Annotated in this window: 10 protein-coding genes; 4 read left to right on the top strand and 6 right to left on the bottom strand. The window is 71.6% G+C overall.

Annotation, left to right across the window (positions count from 1 at the left end; genetic code table 11):
• Nucleotides 1-98: 98 nt before the first annotated feature.
• Entirely contained in the window at nucleotides 99-1,289 is a 1,191-nt protein-coding gene (locus KDL01_RS45475) for a glycosyltransferase (RefSeq protein ID WP_212531370.1), read from the top strand.
• Here KDL01_RS45475 and KDL01_RS26705 read toward each other — a convergent pair.
• Genes KDL01_RS26705 through KDL01_RS26680 form a run of 6 tightly spaced genes read right to left on the bottom strand, consistent with a single transcriptional unit; the run spans nucleotide 1,265 to nucleotide 17,013 of the window.
• Entirely contained in the window at nucleotides 1,265-3,280 is a 2,016-nt protein-coding gene (locus KDL01_RS26705) for a hypothetical protein (RefSeq protein ID WP_212531369.1), read from the bottom strand. The two genes, KDL01_RS45475 and KDL01_RS26705, sit on opposite strands and share 25 nt — an antisense overlap.
• Complete coding sequence (locus KDL01_RS26700; RefSeq protein WP_212531368.1) at nucleotides 3,277-7,053, bottom strand: DUF5682 family protein; 3,777 nt, start codon at nucleotides 7,051-7,053, stop codon at nucleotides 3,277-3,279. Before KDL01_RS26700 ends, KDL01_RS26705 begins: the two co-directional genes overlap by 4 nt.
• Nucleotides 7,037-8,224, bottom strand: a complete 1,188-nt coding sequence (locus KDL01_RS26695) for an ATP-binding protein (protein WP_212531367.1) — start codon at nucleotides 8,222-8,224, stop codon at nucleotides 7,037-7,039. Before KDL01_RS26695 ends, KDL01_RS26700 begins: the two co-directional genes overlap by 17 nt.
• Nucleotides 8,214-11,138 (bottom strand): hypothetical protein, encoded by a 2,925-nt coding sequence (locus KDL01_RS26690; RefSeq protein ID WP_212531366.1) that lies wholly within the window; start codon nucleotides 11,136-11,138, stop codon nucleotides 8,214-8,216. Before KDL01_RS26690 ends, KDL01_RS26695 begins: the two co-directional genes overlap by 11 nt.
• Nucleotides 11,135-16,123 carry a hypothetical protein gene (locus KDL01_RS26685; RefSeq protein ID WP_212531365.1) on the bottom strand — a complete coding sequence of 1,663 codons (4,989 nt, stop codon included), beginning with the start codon at nucleotides 16,121-16,123 and terminating at the stop codon, nucleotides 11,135-11,137. The genes KDL01_RS26690 and KDL01_RS26685 overlap by 4 nt, the downstream gene beginning before the upstream one ends.
• Nucleotides 16,120-17,013 carry a DUF4132 domain-containing protein gene (locus tag KDL01_RS26680; protein WP_212531364.1) on the bottom strand — a complete coding sequence of 298 codons (894 nt, stop codon included), beginning with the start codon at nucleotides 17,011-17,013 and terminating at the stop codon, nucleotides 16,120-16,122. Before KDL01_RS26680 ends, KDL01_RS26685 begins: the two co-directional genes overlap by 4 nt.
• 329 nt (nucleotides 17,014-17,342) lie before the next feature.
• On the opposite strand from KDL01_RS26680, the gene KDL01_RS26675 reads away from it, so the two are divergent.
• From KDL01_RS26675 to dmpI, 3 genes are all read left to right on the top strand, one after another.
• On the top strand, nucleotides 17,343-18,566 hold the full coding sequence (locus KDL01_RS26675; protein WP_212531363.1) for a sensor histidine kinase: 1,224 nt from the start codon (nucleotides 17,343-17,345) through the stop codon (nucleotides 18,564-18,566).
• Complete coding sequence (locus tag KDL01_RS26670) at nucleotides 18,530-19,174, top strand: response regulator transcription factor (RefSeq protein ID WP_212531362.1); 645 nt, start codon at nucleotides 18,530-18,532, stop codon at nucleotides 19,172-19,174. The genes KDL01_RS26675 and KDL01_RS26670 overlap by 37 nt, the downstream gene beginning before the upstream one ends.
• A gap of 168 nt (nucleotides 19,175-19,342) precedes the next feature.
• A complete protein-coding gene (dmpI, locus tag KDL01_RS26665) occupies nucleotides 19,343-19,531 on the top strand; it encodes a 4-oxalocrotonate tautomerase DmpI (RefSeq protein ID WP_212531361.1) in 189 nt (62 codons plus the stop codon).
• Nucleotides 19,532-19,660: the final 129 nt, after the last annotated feature.

Genomic DNA, 19,660 nt, shown 5'->3' with positions numbered 1-19,660 from the left:
CTCCCCGCCCGCCCGCCGGATGCCGAGTGATCGATTCTACTCGCCGACACACGGAAATTGAGGCGCGTGCCGACAGTACGGCCCGTTAGGCTCCGTCAGTGCGAATCCTCTTCACGTTCATCGGTGGCAGCGGCCATCTACGCCCCCTGTTCCCCTTCGCGCACGCCGCGCAGGCCGCGGGCCACACCGTCGCGGTAGCCGGGTCCGGCAGCCAGCAGGACGCCATCGCCTCAGCCGGCTTCACCGCGCTGGCGACGAGCGAGCCGCGTCCGCCCAAGGCCGATCAGGAAGAAGATCCGCTGACGGCCCCCGACCCGCAGCGCGAAGAGCGCACGATGCGCGAAGGCTTCGCGGGCAACGGCGCCCGGCGGCACGCGCGGGTCGTGCGGAAGATCGCCCTCGACTGGAAGCCGGACGTCATCGTCCGCGACGAGGTCGACTTCGGCACCGCGATCGCCGCGGAATCACTCGGCATCCCGTGCGCGACCGTCATCGTGCTCCTCGCCGGAGGCCTCATCCGGCCCGACACCGTCGCGGAGCCGCTCGACGCACTGCGCGCCGAGTACGGCCTGAGCCCCGACCCGGACCTGGCGAAGCTGCACGGCGACCTGGTGATCATGCCCGGGCCGCCGAGCCTGCGCGACCCGCGGTACGCACTGCCCGCCGGCACGTTCTGGTGTCGGCCGGACCACGCGATCCCGCAGGCCGCGGGCAGCGGCACGAGCAGCACCAGCGGCGCAGGCCGGCGGCCGAGGGTCTACTTCACGCTGGGCACGATCGACACCTTCCGCGAGCTGTTCGACAAGGTGCTGACGGCAGCCCGCACGATTCCGATCGATCTGACGGTCACCGTCGGACCGCGCCTCGACCCGGCGTCCTTCGGGCCGCAGCCGGACAACGTGCGGATCGAGCGCTTCATCCCGCAGGACGAGATCCTGCCCACCTGCGACCTCGTCATCGCACACGGCGGCTCCGGCACGCTCATCGGTGCCCTCGCGCACGGTCTGCCCTCGATCCTGTTCCCCCTCGGCGCCGACCAGCCGCACAACGCCGAACGCTGCGTCGCCCTCGGCACGGCCCGGGAACTGGACCCGATGGCTTTCACGCCCAAGGACGTCGCCGACGCCATCCTGGAGCTGACCGGTGAAGAGACCGGGGCGCCGTACCACCGCGCGGCCCGGGCGGCGCAGGCGGAGATCAATGCCCTGCCGGGCCCGAACGACGCCCTCGCGATGATCGAGCGCTTGGTCTCCTCCCCCGGCTCTCACCTCATCGCGCGCGACCACTGACGCACCGCCAACTCGGTGGCCGCGGCGTGCTCGTAGACCGCGGCCGCGAGCCACGTGCGCGCATAGCCGTTCTTCGGACGCTCCTCGGTATCGATCGGACGCGCGAACTGGTCGCGTGCCGGGGCGGCCTGCACCACCAACTCCCGCAGCAGCGACGCCGCGACGTGCATCGCCTCCGCGTCGAGGCGCGTGCAGTCACGCTCCAGCAAGGCGGTGCGCGTGATGGCACGGCCTGCGCTCGCCGCGTGCTCGATGTGGTGGCGTAGGAGGTGAAGCGATGTCGACTCGGCAGTCGGCATGCGCGCGGAGATGTTCGCAGCCGCCGAGGGGTCCTCGACCGGTGTGGTCTCTTGCGATTCCGCGCCCTCCACGGGTTCTGCGGTCGCCGTGGACTCTGTGGCCTCTGAGCTGCGCGCGTCCTGAGCGTCCTGCGCGTCCTGGGTGTCCTCGTCGGGCAGCGGGATGCGATCGATCCCGAGGTTGACCCTGCCCTGCCACTCCTCCGGCAGCGCCAGCGCAGCGGCGTCCTCGGCCTCCACAGCGACCGCCAGCGCATGCACGGTGCCGGGCTGGGCGCGATCCGGCCGCGCTATGACCCGTAGCTCCGGACCCACCTCGGCCAGGCGCTCGAAGTTGCGCTGATACACCGCGGAACCCTCCGGCAGCACGCACCACAACATGCGTGCTTCTCGCGCCTCGAGCGTGTCGCCGCCTTCGGGCACGTCGTCATCCGGCTCGATCAACCCGAGGACGAGACCCGGCGCGCCCACGCCGAGGACACGACCGCGCAGGAAGACGAGGTCGTCGCCCGCACGGAACGACCCGTCCTCTGGATCCACCGCGAGCGCCCGCGCGAACTGCGCGGACAGCGGCTGGTCGAACAGCCCGGCCACCGGCGCCCGCGACCACTCCACGCCCGCCGTGCGCACCGCCTTCGTCGACGTGCCGCCCCCGAGTCGGCGATCGGCCGAACTGGTCGCGGCGCTCACCATCACGCCCGCCCGGCCGAATTCGCGATGCGTCAGCGTCGTCCCGCCCAGCTTCAGTGAGCTGATATAGCTCGGGCGTACCAGCGACCGGCCGCCCGGCGCGATCGTCGCCGTGCTCCATACGACACCGTCCACGTCCACCGCGTAGCTCACGACACCGGCATAGCCGGATCCGGCGACGACCGGCTCCGTGAACAGCCCGTACAGCCGGAGACTGCCGTGCTCCTGGTAGGAGCGCCTGGCCATTCCGCGCAGCTCGTCCGTCTGTTCGGCGCCTTCGTGGAGGTGCGTCAGCTGGTGCGTGACGAGCATCAGCTCCCGGAGATCCGCGGTGAACCGTCCGAGTCGATGCTCGCCGCTGCGCTCCCGCGCTGACCGCAATCCGGCGGCGACCCTCACCCCCGCGGCCGAAGCCCGATGCAGACCGATGGCGCGGGCCTGATGCGTGGCACGGGCCAACTCGGCCTCGGTGAACCGGCTCGCCCCGACCAGCCCGGCCGTGAGCACCGCGACCGCGCTGTCCCAGAGGGCTGACGCCGCCGCTCGTTCCCGCACGCTGAGGGTCTGCGAAGCGCCCGCGGGCGGAGCCGACGTTGCGGTCGACGCTGACTCCGACGGCGCGGCGTCCGTCTTCTCCGTGTTCGCGCTTTGCGCACCGCCACGAGCGTCGGTGGTCACAGATTCCGCCAGGCTCTCGGCGGCCGGGACGTCGGACGCGTCGTGCAGCGGCAGTATCGAAGCCACGGCTGCGCGATGGAGGCACGCCGGGGCGAGCAGACACACGCAGCTGACATCCTCCGCGGACACCACGACTCCGGCCGTGACCCGCACCGTCACCGCCGTCTCCTCGTCGACGCGGATCAGGAGGTTAGCGCCGTCCGCGGACTCTTCCCGTGCCCAGTCGGCTGCCCGCTCCACGCTCGCGTCCAGGCGTTTGCGCAGCCGCGCGGGCAACGCATCGAGCACCGCGGCGAACGCGGCGCCGTCGATCGAGATCGTCATCTGACCTTCTCCCCGACCCAAGCGGCCAGTTCCAGGGGGCTGAGCGCCGCCACGGGCATCCCGGCGCCCGCCACCGCCTCCGCGATCGGGACGCTGTAGCGCGGATGACCCTCGTCGTCGAGAGACGCGCAGCCCAGCAGCGTCACGCCGGACTCGGCCAGCCGCCGTACCTCCGCCAACAGTCCTTCGACCCCGAAGCCCTCCTCGAAGTCGCTGATCGTGACCACGAGCGTGCGCGACGGGACGGTGACGAGGCTGCGGGCGTGGGCCAGGGCTCCCGCGATGTGGGTCCCGCCACCGACCCTGACTTCGAGCAGCAGGCTCAACGGATCCGAGACCCGATCAGTGAAGTCGATCACCGACGTGGAGAACGCGAGGAAATGCGTCTCCAGCGTGCTGATCCCGGCGAACACGGCCGCGGTGAGCGCAGACCAGATCACCGAGGACTCCATCGACCCCGACACGTCCACGACCAGGATCAGCCGCCAGTCGGCCGACTTGCGCACCCGCGTGTGGAACACCGGCCGCTCCGGCAGCAGCGTCACCGTGCCGTCCGCGTCACGCCTGGCGGTACCGAGGTTCGCCCGGACCGTCCGGTCGAAGTCCAGCCGGCCGCCCGGCCGCGACGTCGGACGCGGGCTGGTCAAGCCGTGCAACGCCGGCCGCAGCTGGTTGGCCAGCTGCTTGGTCAGTTCCTCGATCAGGCGGGCGACCAGCGGACGCAGCTTCGCGAGCACCTGCTCGGGCATGCCGCCGGCGAGCGAGAGCACGTTGCGCAGTAGTTCCACGCTCGGCGTGACCGTCGCCGGATCGATCAACAGCGCCGCGTCGAGCCTTCCGGCCGACGCCGCCTGAGCCAGCACCTCCTCGCGGACGGACTTGCCGAACAGCGCCTCGAGCTCGCTCGACCACTCGCGCACACTGGGAAACGCCGGTTCACGACCGGCGCCCGTACTGGGTGCACCCCCAGCTCCGTCACCCCAGCTCTCGCCTCTGCCATACAGCTCGTCGAGCGCGGCACTGTAGCGCCGGGCGGCGCCGTTCAGGCACGACTGCTCACGCGCGAGAATCAGCCGCCACCGGTCTGCCGGAGTCAAGAGCAGGACCCTGTGATCGACGACGGTCGAGGGCGGTGCCGCGCGGTCGGGAACTGCAGGGAGGATTGATTCAACCGACCCTTCCGACGGTTCCAAGCCGGGGAGCCGCAAGCCTGCGGCCAGGATGGCCGCTCGGCCCGCCGCGTCGGCGCCGGCCGCGTCGGCGAGCGCTTCGGGCGTAGGGCCGGAGGCCGAGCTGGCGCGGATGGTCGTGCCGATTCTGCGCTCGACCGAACGCAGGATCCGCTCCCGCTGATCGGCCGCCAAGTCCTTGAACCCGCCGCGTAACGACGGCAGCCGCTCCAGGAACGCGTCATCAGACAAGTCATTGATGCAGGTGATGACGGGGTCGAGTACGCTCGGCCCGGCGTTGAGGAGCGGTCCGGCCGCAGCCAGCAGACCGCTGAGCCGTTCCCGCAGAGCCGACCGAGCCGCTCGGTGCGTCGCGGTGTCGATCCAACCCGCGACACGCTCCCCCAACGCACCCGGCTCGGTCGCGCCGGTGAGCACCAGGCACGCCCCGGCCGCGGCCGCGATCATCGGCCCGGCATCCGTTTCGAGCCGCCGCAGTGCCCGATCCGCCCGCAGGGCACTGCCACTCGCGACGGCACGCAGCACGAAGGCGGTGAGCGAGCGCGCGTCGGCGAGATCTCTGCTGCCACCGATTCCGTCGAGATGGTGCAGTGCGGCGGCATCGATGCGCTCGCTGAGCTCGTCGTCCCAGGGCACTTCGCCCTCTGCGATGCCGGGCACGTGTCCAGCCCGGATCCGATCCGCAAGTTCGGCCGCGCGCACGAGTTCGCTGAGTGACGCGGTCGGAATGACGATCGCGTCGATGTCGCGGGCCCGTTCGGCCAATATCGACGCCACACCGCACTCAGCCGCACGTTGAAGACCCACCAGAGTCTCGGCGGAGGTCGGCCCCGATGCGTCCCGCTGGCGGCGCAGTTCGTAGCGCAGCACGTTCTCGGCCGCCTGGGCGAGGCTCAGGCCGCGCACGGTCAGGGCATTGAGGTGGGCTTCGGTGGACGGCGTCCACGCCGCCCGCCACGCGCTGGTGAGCGGCGGAAGCCCACCCGGCGCCACGAGGTCGCGCGACTCGGCATAGGGGACGTCGCACACGGCCAGCCGACGCAGGGTCACCTCGCGCCGCCGGTCCAGCGGCGAACGCAGCGGGTCCAGCCGCATCTCCCGGCTCTGCTCCCCCGGCCCGGGCAGGCGCAGTTCGGCGAGCAGGTTCTGCACCGCCACCCGCAGGCCGGATATTGGCGTACCGGGCGCGAGGACCCCGGCGCGCTCCCCGACCAGTGCGACCTCCATCGCCTGTGCGAGCGCGCGCCCCCGACCCAGGGAGTCGCCCTGGCCGAGAACCGCCTGCACCGCCTCGACGATCTCACCGCGAGCGGGCGCTGCCAGACCGCGCAGCGTGGCGAGGTCGAGCGCGAAGCGCAGTGCTTGCTTCGCCTCCGCCGGCCCGGCCGGATGCCCCACGTCGCGCAACGCCCGGCACACGGAGACGAGGTGGGCGGCCGCAGCGGACCTCACCGCCTCGACATCTCCGCCGGCCTCGTAGACGGACTGCTGCCACAGCGGATCGCGGATCCCGGCCGGGTAGCCAGAGCGCTCGTCGAGCAGGCTGAAGGTGTAGGAGACGAGCGACATCGACTCCTGCGACGCGCCCTTGAGCGCGGCCTCGACCACGTCGACCGGCACGGACTGCACGGGCGATGGCGGCACCGACGCGCCCATTGAGGGGAGCATCGCAGGTACGTGGAACGCGCCAAGCACCATCGTCACGCGACGCCCGGCGACGCTCTGGAGCACGCCGCGCATCCACTCCTCACGGACCAGATCGCGCGGGTCGACGAAGGTCGCATCCGTGCGCAACGCCCACCCCACGGCCAGCGCCGCCCGCCGAACCTGCTCCGGCGTGGCACCCGGCGCACGCGCCTCGACCTGACGGTCCCACAGGTCCTCACCCGCCCGCCCGGTCACGCTCGAACGCAGCGCATCGCCGTAGCGCGGACCTGAGTCCGCAGGCCGCGACGGCACAGCGGACAGGGCCGATTCCGCGGCCCCGGGCCCATTCTCAGGTACAGACGCGTTCTCGGGTACAGATACTTTCGCAGGTACAGATGCTTTCCCGGGCGCAGACGCCTTCACGGGCAGCGGTGCTTTGGTCGGCAGCGACGGCTTGCGTTCCCCTTCGCGGGGCGTTGGGCCTGTTATCTCTGCGGGCGCGGCCAGCGGCAGGTCGCACGGCAGGACCGGGGCGCCGTGGGCACGCGCCCACCGCAGCGCGGCGAGCTCCGGCGAGAAGTCGGCGAACGGATAGAACGCCATGCCCACTACGTCCGAAACCGCCCCGGACGCGGCGCCGGCGAGGGCGAGCGGCGCCACCGCATGGTCGTCGGCGAGATAGTCGAGCCAGGGTCCTGCTTCCGCAGGCAGCTCGATGAGCAACACGTCCGGAGCAGCCGCGTCGAGGAGCGCGGGCATCGCCGCCGCCAGCGCCGGGGAGTGGTGGCGCACGCCGATCACGTACGGTTCCCGCGACGCGGCCAGCACCTCCAGCGCGTCCTGCGGCGCCACGGCGCGATCGGGCGCGGGATCGGCCGCAGAAGCGGCAGCAGAACCGGCCGCGGGTGCGGGCAGGGTGTCAGCGGCCGAGGACATCGCGCAGCTCCCACAGGTGCCGCCAGGCGCGCGGACGCGTCTCGTCCTGGGCCCGCTTGCGCACGGCGCCGTCCCAGTACGCGAGCAGGCGGTCCGCGTCGGCCGGGTCGTCCTTGCGGACCACGCCGATCAGGTGGCCGGGGACGAGCGAGAGCGGGTCGCGGTCCCCCGGGAAGTACGCCGCGGACAGGGCTATCGAGGTCGTCACGCTGACCGCCTCGGCCGTGGACATGACGGTGGACGGGCGCTCCACGTCCCACCCCTCCACGCTGCGGCCGGTGCGCAGGTCGCGGAACGCGGTCACCAGTACCTCGAGCACCGCGGCGTCCACGGTGAACGGCGCCTGGGCCCGGCTGAGCGCCGCACCCGCCTGGTCGCGGACGAGTGCGATCTCGGCTTCGAGGCTGCCGATCGGGCCGATGGTCTCGAAGTTGAAGCGGCGCTTGAGCGCGGCCGACATCTCCGACACGCCCCGGTCGCGCAGGTTGGCGGTGGCGATCACGGTGAAGCCGGGTGCGGCGTAGACCGCGCCGTCGCTCTCGCCGGAGAGTTCGGGCACGGAGATGCGCCGGTCGGAGAGCACGGAGACGAGGGCGTCTTGCACCTCGGGCAGGCAGCGGGTGATCTCCTCGACCCGGGCCACACCGCCCGCGCGCATCGCCGCCATGACCGGCGAGGGCACGAGCGCCTGCTCGCTCGGACCCTGGGCCAGCAGCAGCGCGTAGTTCCAGCCGTATTTGAGGTGGTCCTCGGTGGTGCCTGCGGTGCCCTGCACCACCCGCGTCGAGTCGCCGCTCACGGCGGCGGCGAGCAGCTCGGAGAGCATCGACTTGGCCGTGCCGGGCTCTCCGACGAGCAGCAGTCCGCGCTCTCCGGCCAGGGTGACGACGCAGCGTTCGACGAGGTCCCGGTCTCCCACGAACTTGGGCGCGACGGTGAGCTTGGGCGGCAGGTCGGGGTGCGCGGCGGCCACGCTCTTGCCGAGCGTCAGCTCGCGCCCCTCGCTGCCGCAGACGAAGGTGACGACGGCGCGCGGTGTGAGCAGCCAGCCGACCGGGCGGGGGCCGTCGTCCTGGGCGGCGAGGAAGGCGAGTTGCCGGGCCCAGACGTGTTCGGCGGGCTCGACCTGGCGGGCGGCGGATGTGGCCGTCGTCGTGGTGTCAGTGCTCATGGTCGCTTTCCTTGGCCTGGGCGGGTGCGCCGCAGATGGAGTAGAGGTCCCTGATGTACAGGATGTTGGTGAGCACGCCCCTGATCCCGCGGCGCAGGCGTGGGTGCGTGACTTCGGGCAGCAGGCGTTCGACCACCTCGAGCCGGTCCTCGAACCCGGTGGTTTCGAACTCTGCGATGAGCGCGCGCACGGTTGCCTCGTCGATGCCGCGCAGGGCGGCCGATCCGGCCGGATCGCGCGGCGTGAGCAGGTGCCACAGCTGCCAGGGCGGGATGCAGCGGGTTCCCTGCGCCTGCGGCATGTCGCCGCCGCCCTGCTCGAGGAACGCGTGGACGCGCCCGTCGGGGTCGACGAGCGTGATCTTGTAGCCGTCGGTGTGTCGGAAGGCGAAGTGGAAGACCACGGCGAAATCGACCGCGGCACCCGGGTAGCGCAGCGCGCCCACCACGGTCGGCCTGTCATCGGATTTGATCTTCAGCGGTGGCCGAGCCGTTTCGAGCTGCCTGCCGTCGATGCCCATCCCGGCCTGAGCCCTGTCGGCGCCGACGACGGCGCGCCAGCCCACGAGCGGGCCGACCTGGCCCAGCGGACTCGGACCCGCGCCGTCGGGCATGGCCTTGAGCTCGCATGCGTACGGTGCCGACGTGGCGTTGCCGAAACGCGCGGCCAGACGCTCGTCAGTGAACGCGCGGTCGAAGAGTTCGGGCCGGCCCTCCTCGCCGACCGCGCCGGTCCACGGATCGAAGATGTGCCAGGCGGCGTCGAAGTTCGGCCTCCAACTGCTGTTGGCGGATTGGTATGTGTGGTCCCGCATCCAGTAGGTGGACCCGTCGGTGGCCACCGGGCCACGCCACGCGGGCTCCGTCACGCCCGCGTGTATCGCCGTGTCGCCGAACGATCGGGCCCCGCCGGGCAGTTCGACGGACCCGTTGGCCAGGCCCACCCGGCCGGCCGGAACGAACGCGACCTCGAGTGATCCCTCCGTCCACCACAGGATGTGTCTGCTGCTTCGGTCCGTGGGCAACGGGGGCAGCTCGGCGCGGTGCACGATCTTGTCGTGGCCCACGACGACGGCCTGCCTGCCGTTGTCCACGATGAGGTAGGGCCACTGGTCGTGGACGCGGAAGCTCGGCCGGCCTCGCTTGTCGACCAGGAAGGGTTCGAGTTCCTCGCAGGCTTCTTCGAGCGCGGGCCAGCCGAGCTCGTCGAAGATGCCGCGGCGCAGCGCATCGAGCACGTGCGGCACGAAGTCGCGCTCGTGAACGGCCTGCGACGCCTCCGGGTCCGCGGCGTGCAGGTACGGGCTGAATCCGAATTCGTAGAGGCGCTTGAAGGTGGGAAGCTGCCGCTCGAGCTCGAAGGGACCGAACGTGTCCAGGCGCCTCGCCATGGCCCTGAACCACTCGGCAACCAGGGGCGCGAGGCCGGGGACTTCCATCCAGCCGACCTGATGGGCCTTGCGGTGGGGGTTGTCGAGGAACTTCGTGACGAAGGAGACGAGGCTGGGACGGAAACGCGGGTCCGCGGCGAGGGCGGTCAGGTCGGACTGGCCCGGGCGCCCCCAACCGGCGAGGTGGCTTTCACGGACGTTCTGGTTCGTCGGGTCCGCGACCGGGATGCCGAGGGCCAGGGCGCGGTCGAGCAGGTCGACGTGGGCGTCGTAGCGGTCGAAGAGCCGCGCGGGTATGCCCTCCGCCTTGAGTCGCGGTGCCATGCGTTCGAGCAGGTCGACGAGTTCGGGCGGGCAGACCTGGGCTGGCTTGGGATCCAGGTTCGAGTAGAGGTAGTAGAAGTTGCGTACGGTGTTCCGGGCGAATCTGCCGAGCCAGTCCGCCGCTCCCTGCGCGGGCCGGGCCGCGGCCGGGACTGCGTCGGCCGGTCCGGTGAGCGATTCCCAGGCGCCGCAGTCCGCGAGCAGATTCAGCCAGTACGCGTCGCCTACTTCGTTGCGCGTGCGGGGCATGGCCGGCATGACGTCGAGCAGTCGGCCCCTGATGGCCGGTTCGACGGCCGCGGCCCGGACCAGCATCGGGCGCAGGCCGCGCCAGAAGCCGATCGAGGCCTGGCTGATCGCGGCGCTGCTCAGCAGATCGAGGCACAGCTCGACGTCCTGGCCGACGCCGGCGCCTGCGGTCGCCTTCTTCGCGAGCCGTTCGAGGGCGGCCGGCATCTGCGCGACGGGCACTTGGCCGTGCACGACCCGCTCCACGTTGACGCGGCGGTAGCGCGCGTAGGCCACGTCGGCCGGGCAGGTTGTACGCAGCTCCTTGAGGTAGGCGGAGACGAGGGACGCGTCGAGCACCCCGGCCTGCGCGAATTCGAGCAGCAGGGCGAACTTCTCGTCCACGTCGAGGTTCTGCCCGGCAGCGTCCGCCGCGCGCCGCGCCCGGGTGAACAGCTTCGCGGCGAGCCTGCGGTCACCGGCTTCGACAACGAGCCGGGACGCCTCCTCGAGGAACGCGGGAAGCAGCACCGGCACCAGGTTCTCGACTTCCTGGGCGATCCCGTCGAGCGCGCGGCGGAGCTTCTTCGGCTTCTTGCGCGCCAGGGTCCGCAGGGCGTCGAGACGTTTGGCGACGGCGAGCGCGTAGCTCGCGTGCGCCGGGGCGTGCACGTAGGCCCAGTGCGGGAATCTGAGCGCGCGGGGCCTGCCGACGCCGATCTCCTTGACTTCAGCGGGCGCACCGAAGCCGAGACCGGCCATCGCGCTGTCCTCACCGGGGACCAGGAGCTCGCCGACCAGGCGCACGACCGGAGCGTCCGCACGCATCCCGGGGTGACTGTACACGCGCGCCGTCACCCGCTCCCGCCCTTCGCCGAGCGGCGTGCCCGGCGGCGCGATGAGGCCGTCGTCGAGCATGCCCTCGAGCTGGGCGGTGGCGGTCGGCTGCACGGGGGCCGATTCCGCGGTCATCGACGCCTCCCCGTCTCGAGGGCCTCGTAGCGCGGCGCGTCTCCGTCCAGTACACGCTGCCAGCAGGCGCGGTAGAGGTCCATGACGGGCAGCAGCGGCCGCAGACCCTGCGCCTCGTGCTGGCCGTCGCCGCGCACGCTCATGTACGTGTCCTTCCACTGCTCCAGGGGCAGCTGGGGCGCGGCGTGGTTGCGCCAGCCGCCGGGCAGGAAGAGCGTGCGGCCGGCCCGGGCGCGGCTGCCGGAGACGACGAGGTCGGTCGCGGCCAGTTCCTCCCGCGCCTGCTTGAGCCGGGCCGGCTTCCATCCGGTCCAGGCGGCCTGGTTGCGGTCGGTCGGATCCGGCAGCGCGAGCAGCATCAGGTAGAGCGCGGCGGCGTCGCGGCTCAGGGTGTGCCGCGCGGCGACGGCGTCCACGAGGTCGGGCACGGAACGCGTCGGATCCTGCGCGGGATAGGGCGCTTCGGCGTTCGCGGAGGCGTCCGATGTCGGAGTCGATATCGCGTCCGGTGTCGCGGCCGATGCGACCAGGCGGTCGAAGTCCGGCGAGAACAGCCGCCTGAGCGAGGCCAGGTGGACGATCGGCGCGTCGCTCCCGGCCATGGCCACGTCCCAGGCCCGGTCTTCGAATCCGGTCAGGCGGCCCGGATACAACAACAGGGTCTGACCGTCGAATTCGAACGGTCCGGCCTGCTTGCGGCCACCGGCGGCCTCGCGCAACGTGTACCCGCGTGCGGTGGCGAACTGCTCGGGATCCTTGAACCAGCCGATGCGCAGGGACCAGTCGGGACCGGTGACCTCCTGTCGCAACCGTGCCAGAGCTCTCGGGAGGCGGCCGCGCAGGGGGTCGCCGATCGGCAGTTCGTAGGCCAGCCACTGCAGGCTGTAGATCGACAGGGCGATGCCGTGCCGGTGCCAGGCGAGATTGCCCGTGTTCTCGTCCTCGCCCTCCTGGCTGCCGATCACGTCCGGATTGACCAGCCGCTGGACATCCTTGAGCGAGCACTCCCGAGCGGCCCGCTCCCGCAGGGCGTCGGGGAGCACCGTCTGCATGCCGTGGACCCCGACCCACAGGGCGGCCGCGGCCTCGAGGTGCGGGCCCTGATCCCACAGTTCGGTCGGCGTGCTCGGCAGCAGGGCTCCGACGAGCGCGGCGGAGTCGGCCCGGGCGGGCAGCTGCGCGAACCTCGTCGAGGCGGAGGTCACGGCCGAGACCTTGACCCCGATGCTCTCGGCGAGCGTACCGGCGGCTCCCCGTGGCCCGGAGCGGGGCGCGTGCGGCAGTCCGCCGAGCAGCAGCGCCGCCTCCACCGTGGCGAGGCCGGCCAGGCGCGCGAGCTCCGCGGCGCGTTCGGGCGAGATCCCGATCGGCCCGCGTGCGCGCGCCGCCTGGACGAACTCGCCGAGCGGTGCGGTACCCGGCCAGGTATGTCCGGGTTTATCCTCGACGATGTTCCAGCCGGGCAGGGCGGCGAACTCACCGGTGCGGCTGTATTCGAGCACGATGACGGGCGTGACCTTCAGGCCGTAGTACTGCCTTCCGACGACGACGCCGCGTCCGTTCGGGGTCTCGAGGAACTTCCCCTGAGGCGACGCGGCCACCCCGTCCTGCGGTATGACCAGGATCCGGCGCAGCGCGGTTCCGGGCGCGCACAGGCCACTGCCGTCGAGCGCTTCGAGGAATCGGAGCATCGCCTCTCGCCCGGCCTCGCCGTAGACGTCGAGCACGGCCCGGTAGGCGAGTGCGCGCAGCGGAATCAGCGTGCGCACGATCTGGTCCAGGATCTGCCACGAGGACCTCTCCAGCGACGCCGCCTGTTCCTTGGTCGGCGGGGCTGCAGCCGTGAGGATCTTGCCCAGGAACATGACCGCGTCGGTGGGCTTCAGGTCGTCGGAGTCGATGAACCGCCCGTACGCGTCGGAGATCCCCATGCGGATCTCGTCGAACTCGGCGCTCCAGGTGAGCGTGGGCGCCGCTTCTTGCGCCGCCTGCGCCGCCCCCGCCGCCGCGTTCGCGAGCTCGGCCTCCGCCGCCTTGAACGCCTCGGCGAGCTTGCCGATGCGCTTTTCGCAGGCCACTGCGGCATCGACGTATCCGGCGATTCCGGCGCGCAGGGCCTTGTCCGTCACCTGCGGAAGGTGCTGTTCGATCGCTGTGGCGAGCGCGTCCTGGTCGAGTCCGCGGCCGACCTGCAGCAGCGCGGCCGCCTGCTCGTCGGCGAGCGCGCGCAACGCGGCGGAGCCCGCCTCGTCCCGGACGGTCAGGAAGTGCCAGAAGCGCAGGGGCGGCATGGACCGCGTGCCGCGCGCGTACCGCGTGAACTGGGCTGCGGCGAGGTGTGCCGTGCGACGCGTGCCGTCCGCCACGAGCGAGTAATGCGGGCCGTTGACCGAGACCACCAGCCGGCGCTCGGTGCCCGGTATGTCGAGGATGGCCTGTGCGCCGTTCGCCGACCACGCGTACTGCGTGACCGGGATGAGCGCCTCACGACCGTCCACCCCGGTGCAGATCCTGCTGCCGTCCGCCAAGGTGCGCAGCCGCGAGCCGAGCAGTCCGTCCGCCTGGCCGAGCGGGCTTCGCTCGCTGCCGGCAACGGCCGGTACCAGCCAGGACGCGTTCGGCACGAGCCTCGAGCCGGTCGGCGCGCCCACTTCGAAGAACCGGGGCACACCGGCCCGGCCCCGCTTGCCGGTGCGCGGGTCGAACTCCTGCCAGGCCACGCTCGACCACTGCTTACCGAGTTGGGTGTACACCCAGTAGTCGACGCCGTCGGAGGCGACGGGCCCCTCCGCGCTCCAGACGGCGCTCCCGAGCTTGAGTGGAGTGCCTCCGAAGGTCCGGTCGCCCCACGGCAGTTCAAGGGACTCCTGCTGATGCTGACCGCTGGAGCCGCGCGTTCCGCCGTTCTCGATGATCACCTGCGGATCCGAGCTCCAGTAGGCGCCGGAGTTCTGCCACTCCCACCACGCGACGAGCAGCTGGCCCGCGGTGAAGCACAGCGTCTTGTTAAAGTGGTGGTTGTTGTTCTGCTGTTTCGGCCAGGAGGCCTCGTGTTCGAACACGATGTCCTGTGCACCGACGACGAGTGTGGTGGGCGAGCCGGCGCGGTTCACGATGAAGTACGGCCATTGTGCGGTGGTCTCCCAGGCTCTCCTCGCCTCCGGGTCGAGCGCGGTCAGCCGGTCCAGGGCGCGTTCGAGGGCGGGCCAGGCGTACTCGTCGAAGATCCCCGCGCGCAGGCCGTGGGCCAGGTACGGCGCGAGATCGAGGTCGAGCACGCGGCGAACCGCGTCCGGATTGATCGCGAGGAGTTCGGGTTCGACGTTGCGCAGCCACGTGTCGAGGAGTTCGTCGACGTCGGCGAGCCCCGCGGCCACCGTCTTGTCGGCCAGTTCCCGCTGCCACTGCGCCACCACGTCGCGGACTCCCGGCACCGCGGCCACCCGTCGGGCGAAGCGCCTGAGGGAGGTCCGGCCGTCAGGGCCCTGCTGACCGCGGTAGCCCCCGATGCGCGCTCCGGCCGCGGCGAGCGCGTTCAGCGCCTCGAGGAACCGCGCGGCGCTGCCGTGGTCGCCGCCCAGGACGGCCACCGCGTGCAGCAGGTAGCGCCGGAACCGCTCGTCCGCCGCGATCGCGCTGAGGGCGCGGTCGGAATCCTGCGCGAGCCAGGTGCCGAGGTCCAGGGAGAACTCGACGGTCGGATCCGCGACGCTCAGGCCGAGCTCGAGGCAGAGGTCGATCAGGTCGATGTCCGCGTCGCGCCAGGCGGCCAGCGCCAACGCCGTACCCTCCTCGCGCAGGCGCGGCGCCATGCTCTCGACGAGCCGCAGGATATTGCGGTCCGGATCCTTCGCCGTGCGGTAGTGGCGCCAGTGCCAGCCGCGGCGGGCATGGCGGGCGAAGCGCATGAGCCAGCCGGACGCGCCGTCGGCGGGCAGCTCCTCGGGTGCGAGTTCGGAGCGCGAGCCGGTCAGCCCCGCCGTCGCCCCGCACGCGGCGAGCAGTTCGAGCCACAGCCCGTCCGCCACATTGTTCGCCTCGCCGCCCATGGTGGGAAACATGGCGAGCATCAGGCCGCGTACCGTGGCGTCGTGCTTCGCGGCCCGGATCAGGGCCGCGCGATAGCCGGTCCAGAAGCCCGCGGCGGCCTTGCCGGTGGCGGCCAGCGGCAGCAGCTCCCGGGCCAGCGCCGCGTCCTCGGCGGCCGTGTCGCGCCCGGCCGCCTTCGCCAGGCGCTTGATGTCCACGGCCATGCCCACGTAGGGCGGGAGCCCGCCCGCCACCCGCTCCACGCAGACCCGGCGGAAGCGCTCGTACGCCTCCTGCGGTGTGCGGCGCGCCGCGAGCCTCCTGGCGTAGGCCGAGATCGACTTCGCGCTCACCGCGCCGGCGAGTGCGAACTCGAGGAACGACGCGGCCTGCGCGCTCTCGTCGATGGCGAGCGTGTACATGTGCTCGGCCTCGCGCGCCCGGGTGAAGTACGCGGCCGCGTAGGTCTTGTTCTCCGCGGCCAGGAACGCGCGCGCGGCCTGCTCGTAGTACGTGGGAAGGAAGTGCGGCACGGAGGCGGCCAGCCGGGTGGCGAGCGCGTCGTATCCGTCCTTCGCGTTGCCGGGCTTGGACTTGGCCCGGCGCGCGAGCTTCTCGAGATCCTTGACCAGGTCGAGGGCGTGGCGGCCGTTGGCCGGATCGTGTACCAGGGCCCAGGCCGGGAAGCCGAGCGCCTGCTCGCGCACGACGCCCACCGCGATCGCGGCGGACGGTTCTTCGAAGCCGAGGAAGGCCATGGTCAGGTCCTCGGCGTCACCGAGCGCCTCCGATACCAGGCGTACGACCACGCGTTCTTCGAGCGCGGGGTGTGCATAGGCGCGGGCGCTGAGCGCGTCGCGCCGCTCCCCCGGCGGCGTCCCCACGGATGCCACGGCCCCGGCGTCGAGCAGGGCGTCGACGGCAGGCTGCGCTCCGGTCACGGTAAGGGTGCTCATTTCCCGGCCTCCTGCTCCTGCTCGACCGCGCGACCCGCGTAGAGCGCGGCGGCCATCCGAACGCCCTCGGACCACGCCACCGGGCCCACCTCGGCCAGCCGCAGCCGCCGGCCCGAGCCGTCCGCGAACTCCAGCGAGCCGGTCTCCGTCTCCCAGAAAGGATCGTCGGCACCGACCCAGACGCGCGCCTCGACCGCCGCCCCCGCCTCGTGAACCCGGCACACGGCGTATCCGCCGCGCACCAGATGCCCGAGGCTGTTGGCCCGCTGCGTCAGATGTCTGAGCTGCTGATATCGTCCGCCGGCGTACTCGTCGAGCTGCACGGCCTGCGCGTCGATCTGCTCCGGCTTGGCCCAGGTCTCGCGGTAGAGCTGGTCGAGGGACTGTTTGACGTTGAGTTCGAGGCCGAACTCGCGCAGTTCCTCGAGATCCTCGAGCAACACCGGGTGCGGGATGGCCACGCGCTGCGCGGTGAGCCGGACGCTTTCCCCGTCGAGGTCGACGATGCCGAGGCCGCGCTCGTCGGCGGCGCGCAGGAATCCGGCGTCGGCCACCTGCCACCATCCGGCCGGGTCCTCGCCCTCCTCGCGCACCGGCACCACGACCAGGTCCCTGAGCACCGTGCGCCACGCCTCGTCCGCCCAGACCTGCGCGAGCAGCGCCGTGGGCACCGGCAGCGAACGCACCATCCAGCGCTCGGCCTGCTGCCGGCACTCGGCCGCGTGCCGGGTGAGCCACTCGACGAGCTGCCTGAGCTCGACGACGGCCGGATCCTCCTTGAGCTGCTTGGGCACCGACCGCAGCTGCTTGCCCGCGGCGTTGCGGCACACGACCTTGCCCCCCTGCACGGCCACCTCGTAGCCGCTCTCGGCCGTAGCGATCCAACCCATCTCGCGCACCTCTGTTCTCGCCCCAGTCCTGGACATCAGTACTTGACGCCAGTATTTGACGCCACCCTCAGAACAACGTGATCAGGACGCTACAGGAGTCCTCCGACAAAACTCGGGGGTGTCGTCAGGTACACCCCGGAAACGGTGTATGGGCCCCGTGTGCCCAGGGGGTGGTCGCGGCCAGACTGCTGATCAGTGAGCCGATACGGTGAGTTGAGGAGGGCATCGACATGGAGACGGAATCCGGAAGCGGGCGCGGGCACGTGATTCGGCGTGCGTTGACGGCCACCGGGCGCGGGTGGGCGTTGATCGGTCAGAGCGTACGGAGCGTGGCCGTCTTCGCTCTCGTCGTCGTCTCGGGTGCGGTCGGCCCGATCGGCCTGGGCGTCGTACTGCTGCCGCGAAGCCTGATGCTGCTGCGACGTACCGCGACGGCGGCCCGCCGGCGTGCGTCGGAGTGGAGCGGGGTGGAGATCGAGGTACCGTATCGGCCACTGCCCGACGAGGGACCGGGCTTCCCGGCGCGGATGACCCGGCTGTGGGCTCAGCTCTGCGACCCGCAGACGTGGCGCGATCTGTCGTGGGCGCTGCTTGATCCGATCATCGGGGCCTTCCTCGCCGCGCTCGCCGCCGGGGCCGCCTGGTACGGAGTCTACGGATACGTGGCGGGAATCTTCTGGCAGCCGCTCACCCAGCATGGAATGGACGACTGGTACACCTTCATCCACATCAGCCGGGCGGGCCATCTCACCTTCCTGCGTTGGTTCACGCTGCCGGTCGGCACCGCGTTCCTCGTCGCCGGCGTGTGGGCGGCGCCCGCGCTGATCCGCGTACACGGCCGATGGACCGCCGTCCTGCTCGGTCCGACGAAGCAGGCCCGGCAGGACGCACTGACCCACCGCGTCGCCCGGCTCACCGAGACGCGCGCCGACGCCGTCGACACCCAGGCCGCGGAACTGCGACGGATCGAACGGGACCTCCATGACGGAGCGCAGGCGAGGCTGGTGGCCATGGGCATGAACCTGGGAGCGGCCGAGTCGCTGCTGGACGAGCACCCCGAGGCCGCACGCGCCCTGCTCGTCGAGGCCCGCGAGGCTTCCGCCAAGGCGCTGACCGAGCTCAGGGAACTGGTTCGCGGCATCCACCCGCCGGTGTTGGCGGATCGAGGGCTCGGCGACGCGGTGCGCGCACTCGCCCTCAACAGCCCGCTCCCGGTGGAGGTGACGGTGGACATCCCCGGCCGGCTCGAACCGGCCGTCGAATCGGCCGCGTACTTCGCCGTCAGCGAACTGCTGACCAACGTCGCCAAGCACGCGCACGCCCGCTCCGTGCGCGTCGACCTGTGGCACCGGGACCGGCGGCTGCGCGTGACGTGCACGGACGACGGGCACGGCGGGGCCGGGGTGGGCAGCGGCAGCGGACTCGCCGGGATCGAACGCAGGATCGGTACATTCGACGGCGTCCTGGCCGTCCACAGCCCCGTCGGCGGCCCGACCACAGTCACCTTGGAGATCCCGTGCGCATCGTCATCGGCGAAGACCTCTACCTCTTGAGGGAGGGGCTCGCCCGGCTGCTCGAGGCGCACGGCTGCGAGATCGTCGCGGCCGTGGCCGACGGCCCGTCGCTGCTCGAGGCGATGATCGAGCATCGGCCGGACGTGGCACTGGTCGACGTGCGGCTGCCCCCGACGTTCACCGACGAGGGCCTCAAGGCGGCGCTGGCGGCCCGGGCCCGCATCCCCGGCCTGCCGGTGCTGGTGCTCTCCCAGTACGTCGAGCGCCTCTATGCCAGGGAACTGCTGGCCGACGGCGCCGGAGCGGTCGGCTATCTGCTCAAGGACCGGGTCTTCGACGCCGCGCAGTTCGTGGACGCGGTGCGGCGGGTGGCCGGCGGCGGCACCGCGATGGACCCCGAGGTGATCGCGAAACTGCTGGCCCGCGGCGGCCCGTCCGAGCCGGTCGGCCAACTGACGCCGCGGGAGCTCGAAGTCCTCGGGCTGATGGCGGAGGGCAGGTCCAACGCGGCGATCGCGGCAAAGCTCGTGGTCACCGAGCGGGCCGTGGCGAAGCACACCTCGAATATCTTCGCCAAGCTGGGCCTGCCGCCGTCAGACGACGACAACCGGCGGGTGCTCGCGGTGCTGGCCTACCTCGACCACTGAGTCCGGGCGGTCTGATCAACGCGGCCGAGGGCTTTCGGCGATCTCGATTCGCGATCGCTGCGTGCGCGGTCTGCTTCTCGTTCCAGGGCTCCGAACGCGGTGAACTTGTTCCAGCGGACGAACGGTCCGCTCTCGGAAACGAGAACACTTTGATCGAAGGAGCCTTCGATGCCCATCGTCACCGTACAGCAGGGTCCGCGCAGCGTGGAGCTCAAGCGGGAGCTGGTGGCCAAGATCACCGACGCGTTCGTGGACGCGCTCAAGGTGCCCGCCGACTCCGTCCAGGTGTGGATCCAGGAGACTCCGCCGGAGAGCTGGGCCGTGGCGGGCCGGCTGATCGCCGACAAGGCGAACTGATTGGACGGAAGATCGTCACGGCGGGTATCCTTGTATTACTGCAAAGAAAGCTTTGTATGAGTACAGAAAGGCGCCCGCCGTGCCGTCGCCCGTACCTGCCCCGGAGCTCTACGCCCGCCACCCCCTGAT

The sequence above is a fragment of the Actinospica durhamensis genome, from assembly GCF_018139695.1.
GTDB classification, from domain to species: Bacteria; Actinomycetota; Actinomycetes; order Streptomycetales; family Catenulisporaceae; genus Actinospica; species Actinospica durhamensis.
This window is presented reverse-complemented; position numbering and strand designations above follow the sequence as displayed.

Coding starts and splice junctions, on each gene's coding strand:
- KDL01_RS26705 (WP_212531369.1), bottom strand. CDS start 3,280: ATGACGATCTCGATCGACGGCGCCGCGTTCGCCGCGGTGCTCGATGCG.
- KDL01_RS26700 (WP_212531368.1), bottom strand. CDS start 7,053: ATGTCCTCGGCCGCTGACACCCTGCCCGCACCCGCGGCCGGTTCTGCT.
- KDL01_RS26695 (WP_212531367.1), bottom strand. CDS start 8,224: ATGAGCACTGACACCACGACGACGGCCACATCCGCCGCCCGCCAGGTC.
- KDL01_RS26690 (WP_212531366.1), bottom strand. CDS start 11,138: ATGACCGCGGAATCGGCCCCCGTGCAGCCGACCGCCACCGCCCAGCTC.
- KDL01_RS26685 (WP_212531365.1), bottom strand. CDS start 16,123: ATGAGCACCCTTACCGTGACCGGAGCGCAGCCTGCCGTCGACGCCCTG.
- KDL01_RS26680 (WP_212531364.1), bottom strand. CDS start 17,013: ATGGGTTGGATCGCTACGGCCGAGAGCGGCTACGAGGTGGCCGTGCAG.
- dmpI (WP_212531361.1), top strand. CDS start 19,343: ATGCCCATCGTCACCGTACAGCAGGGTCCGCGCAGCGTGGAGCTCAAG.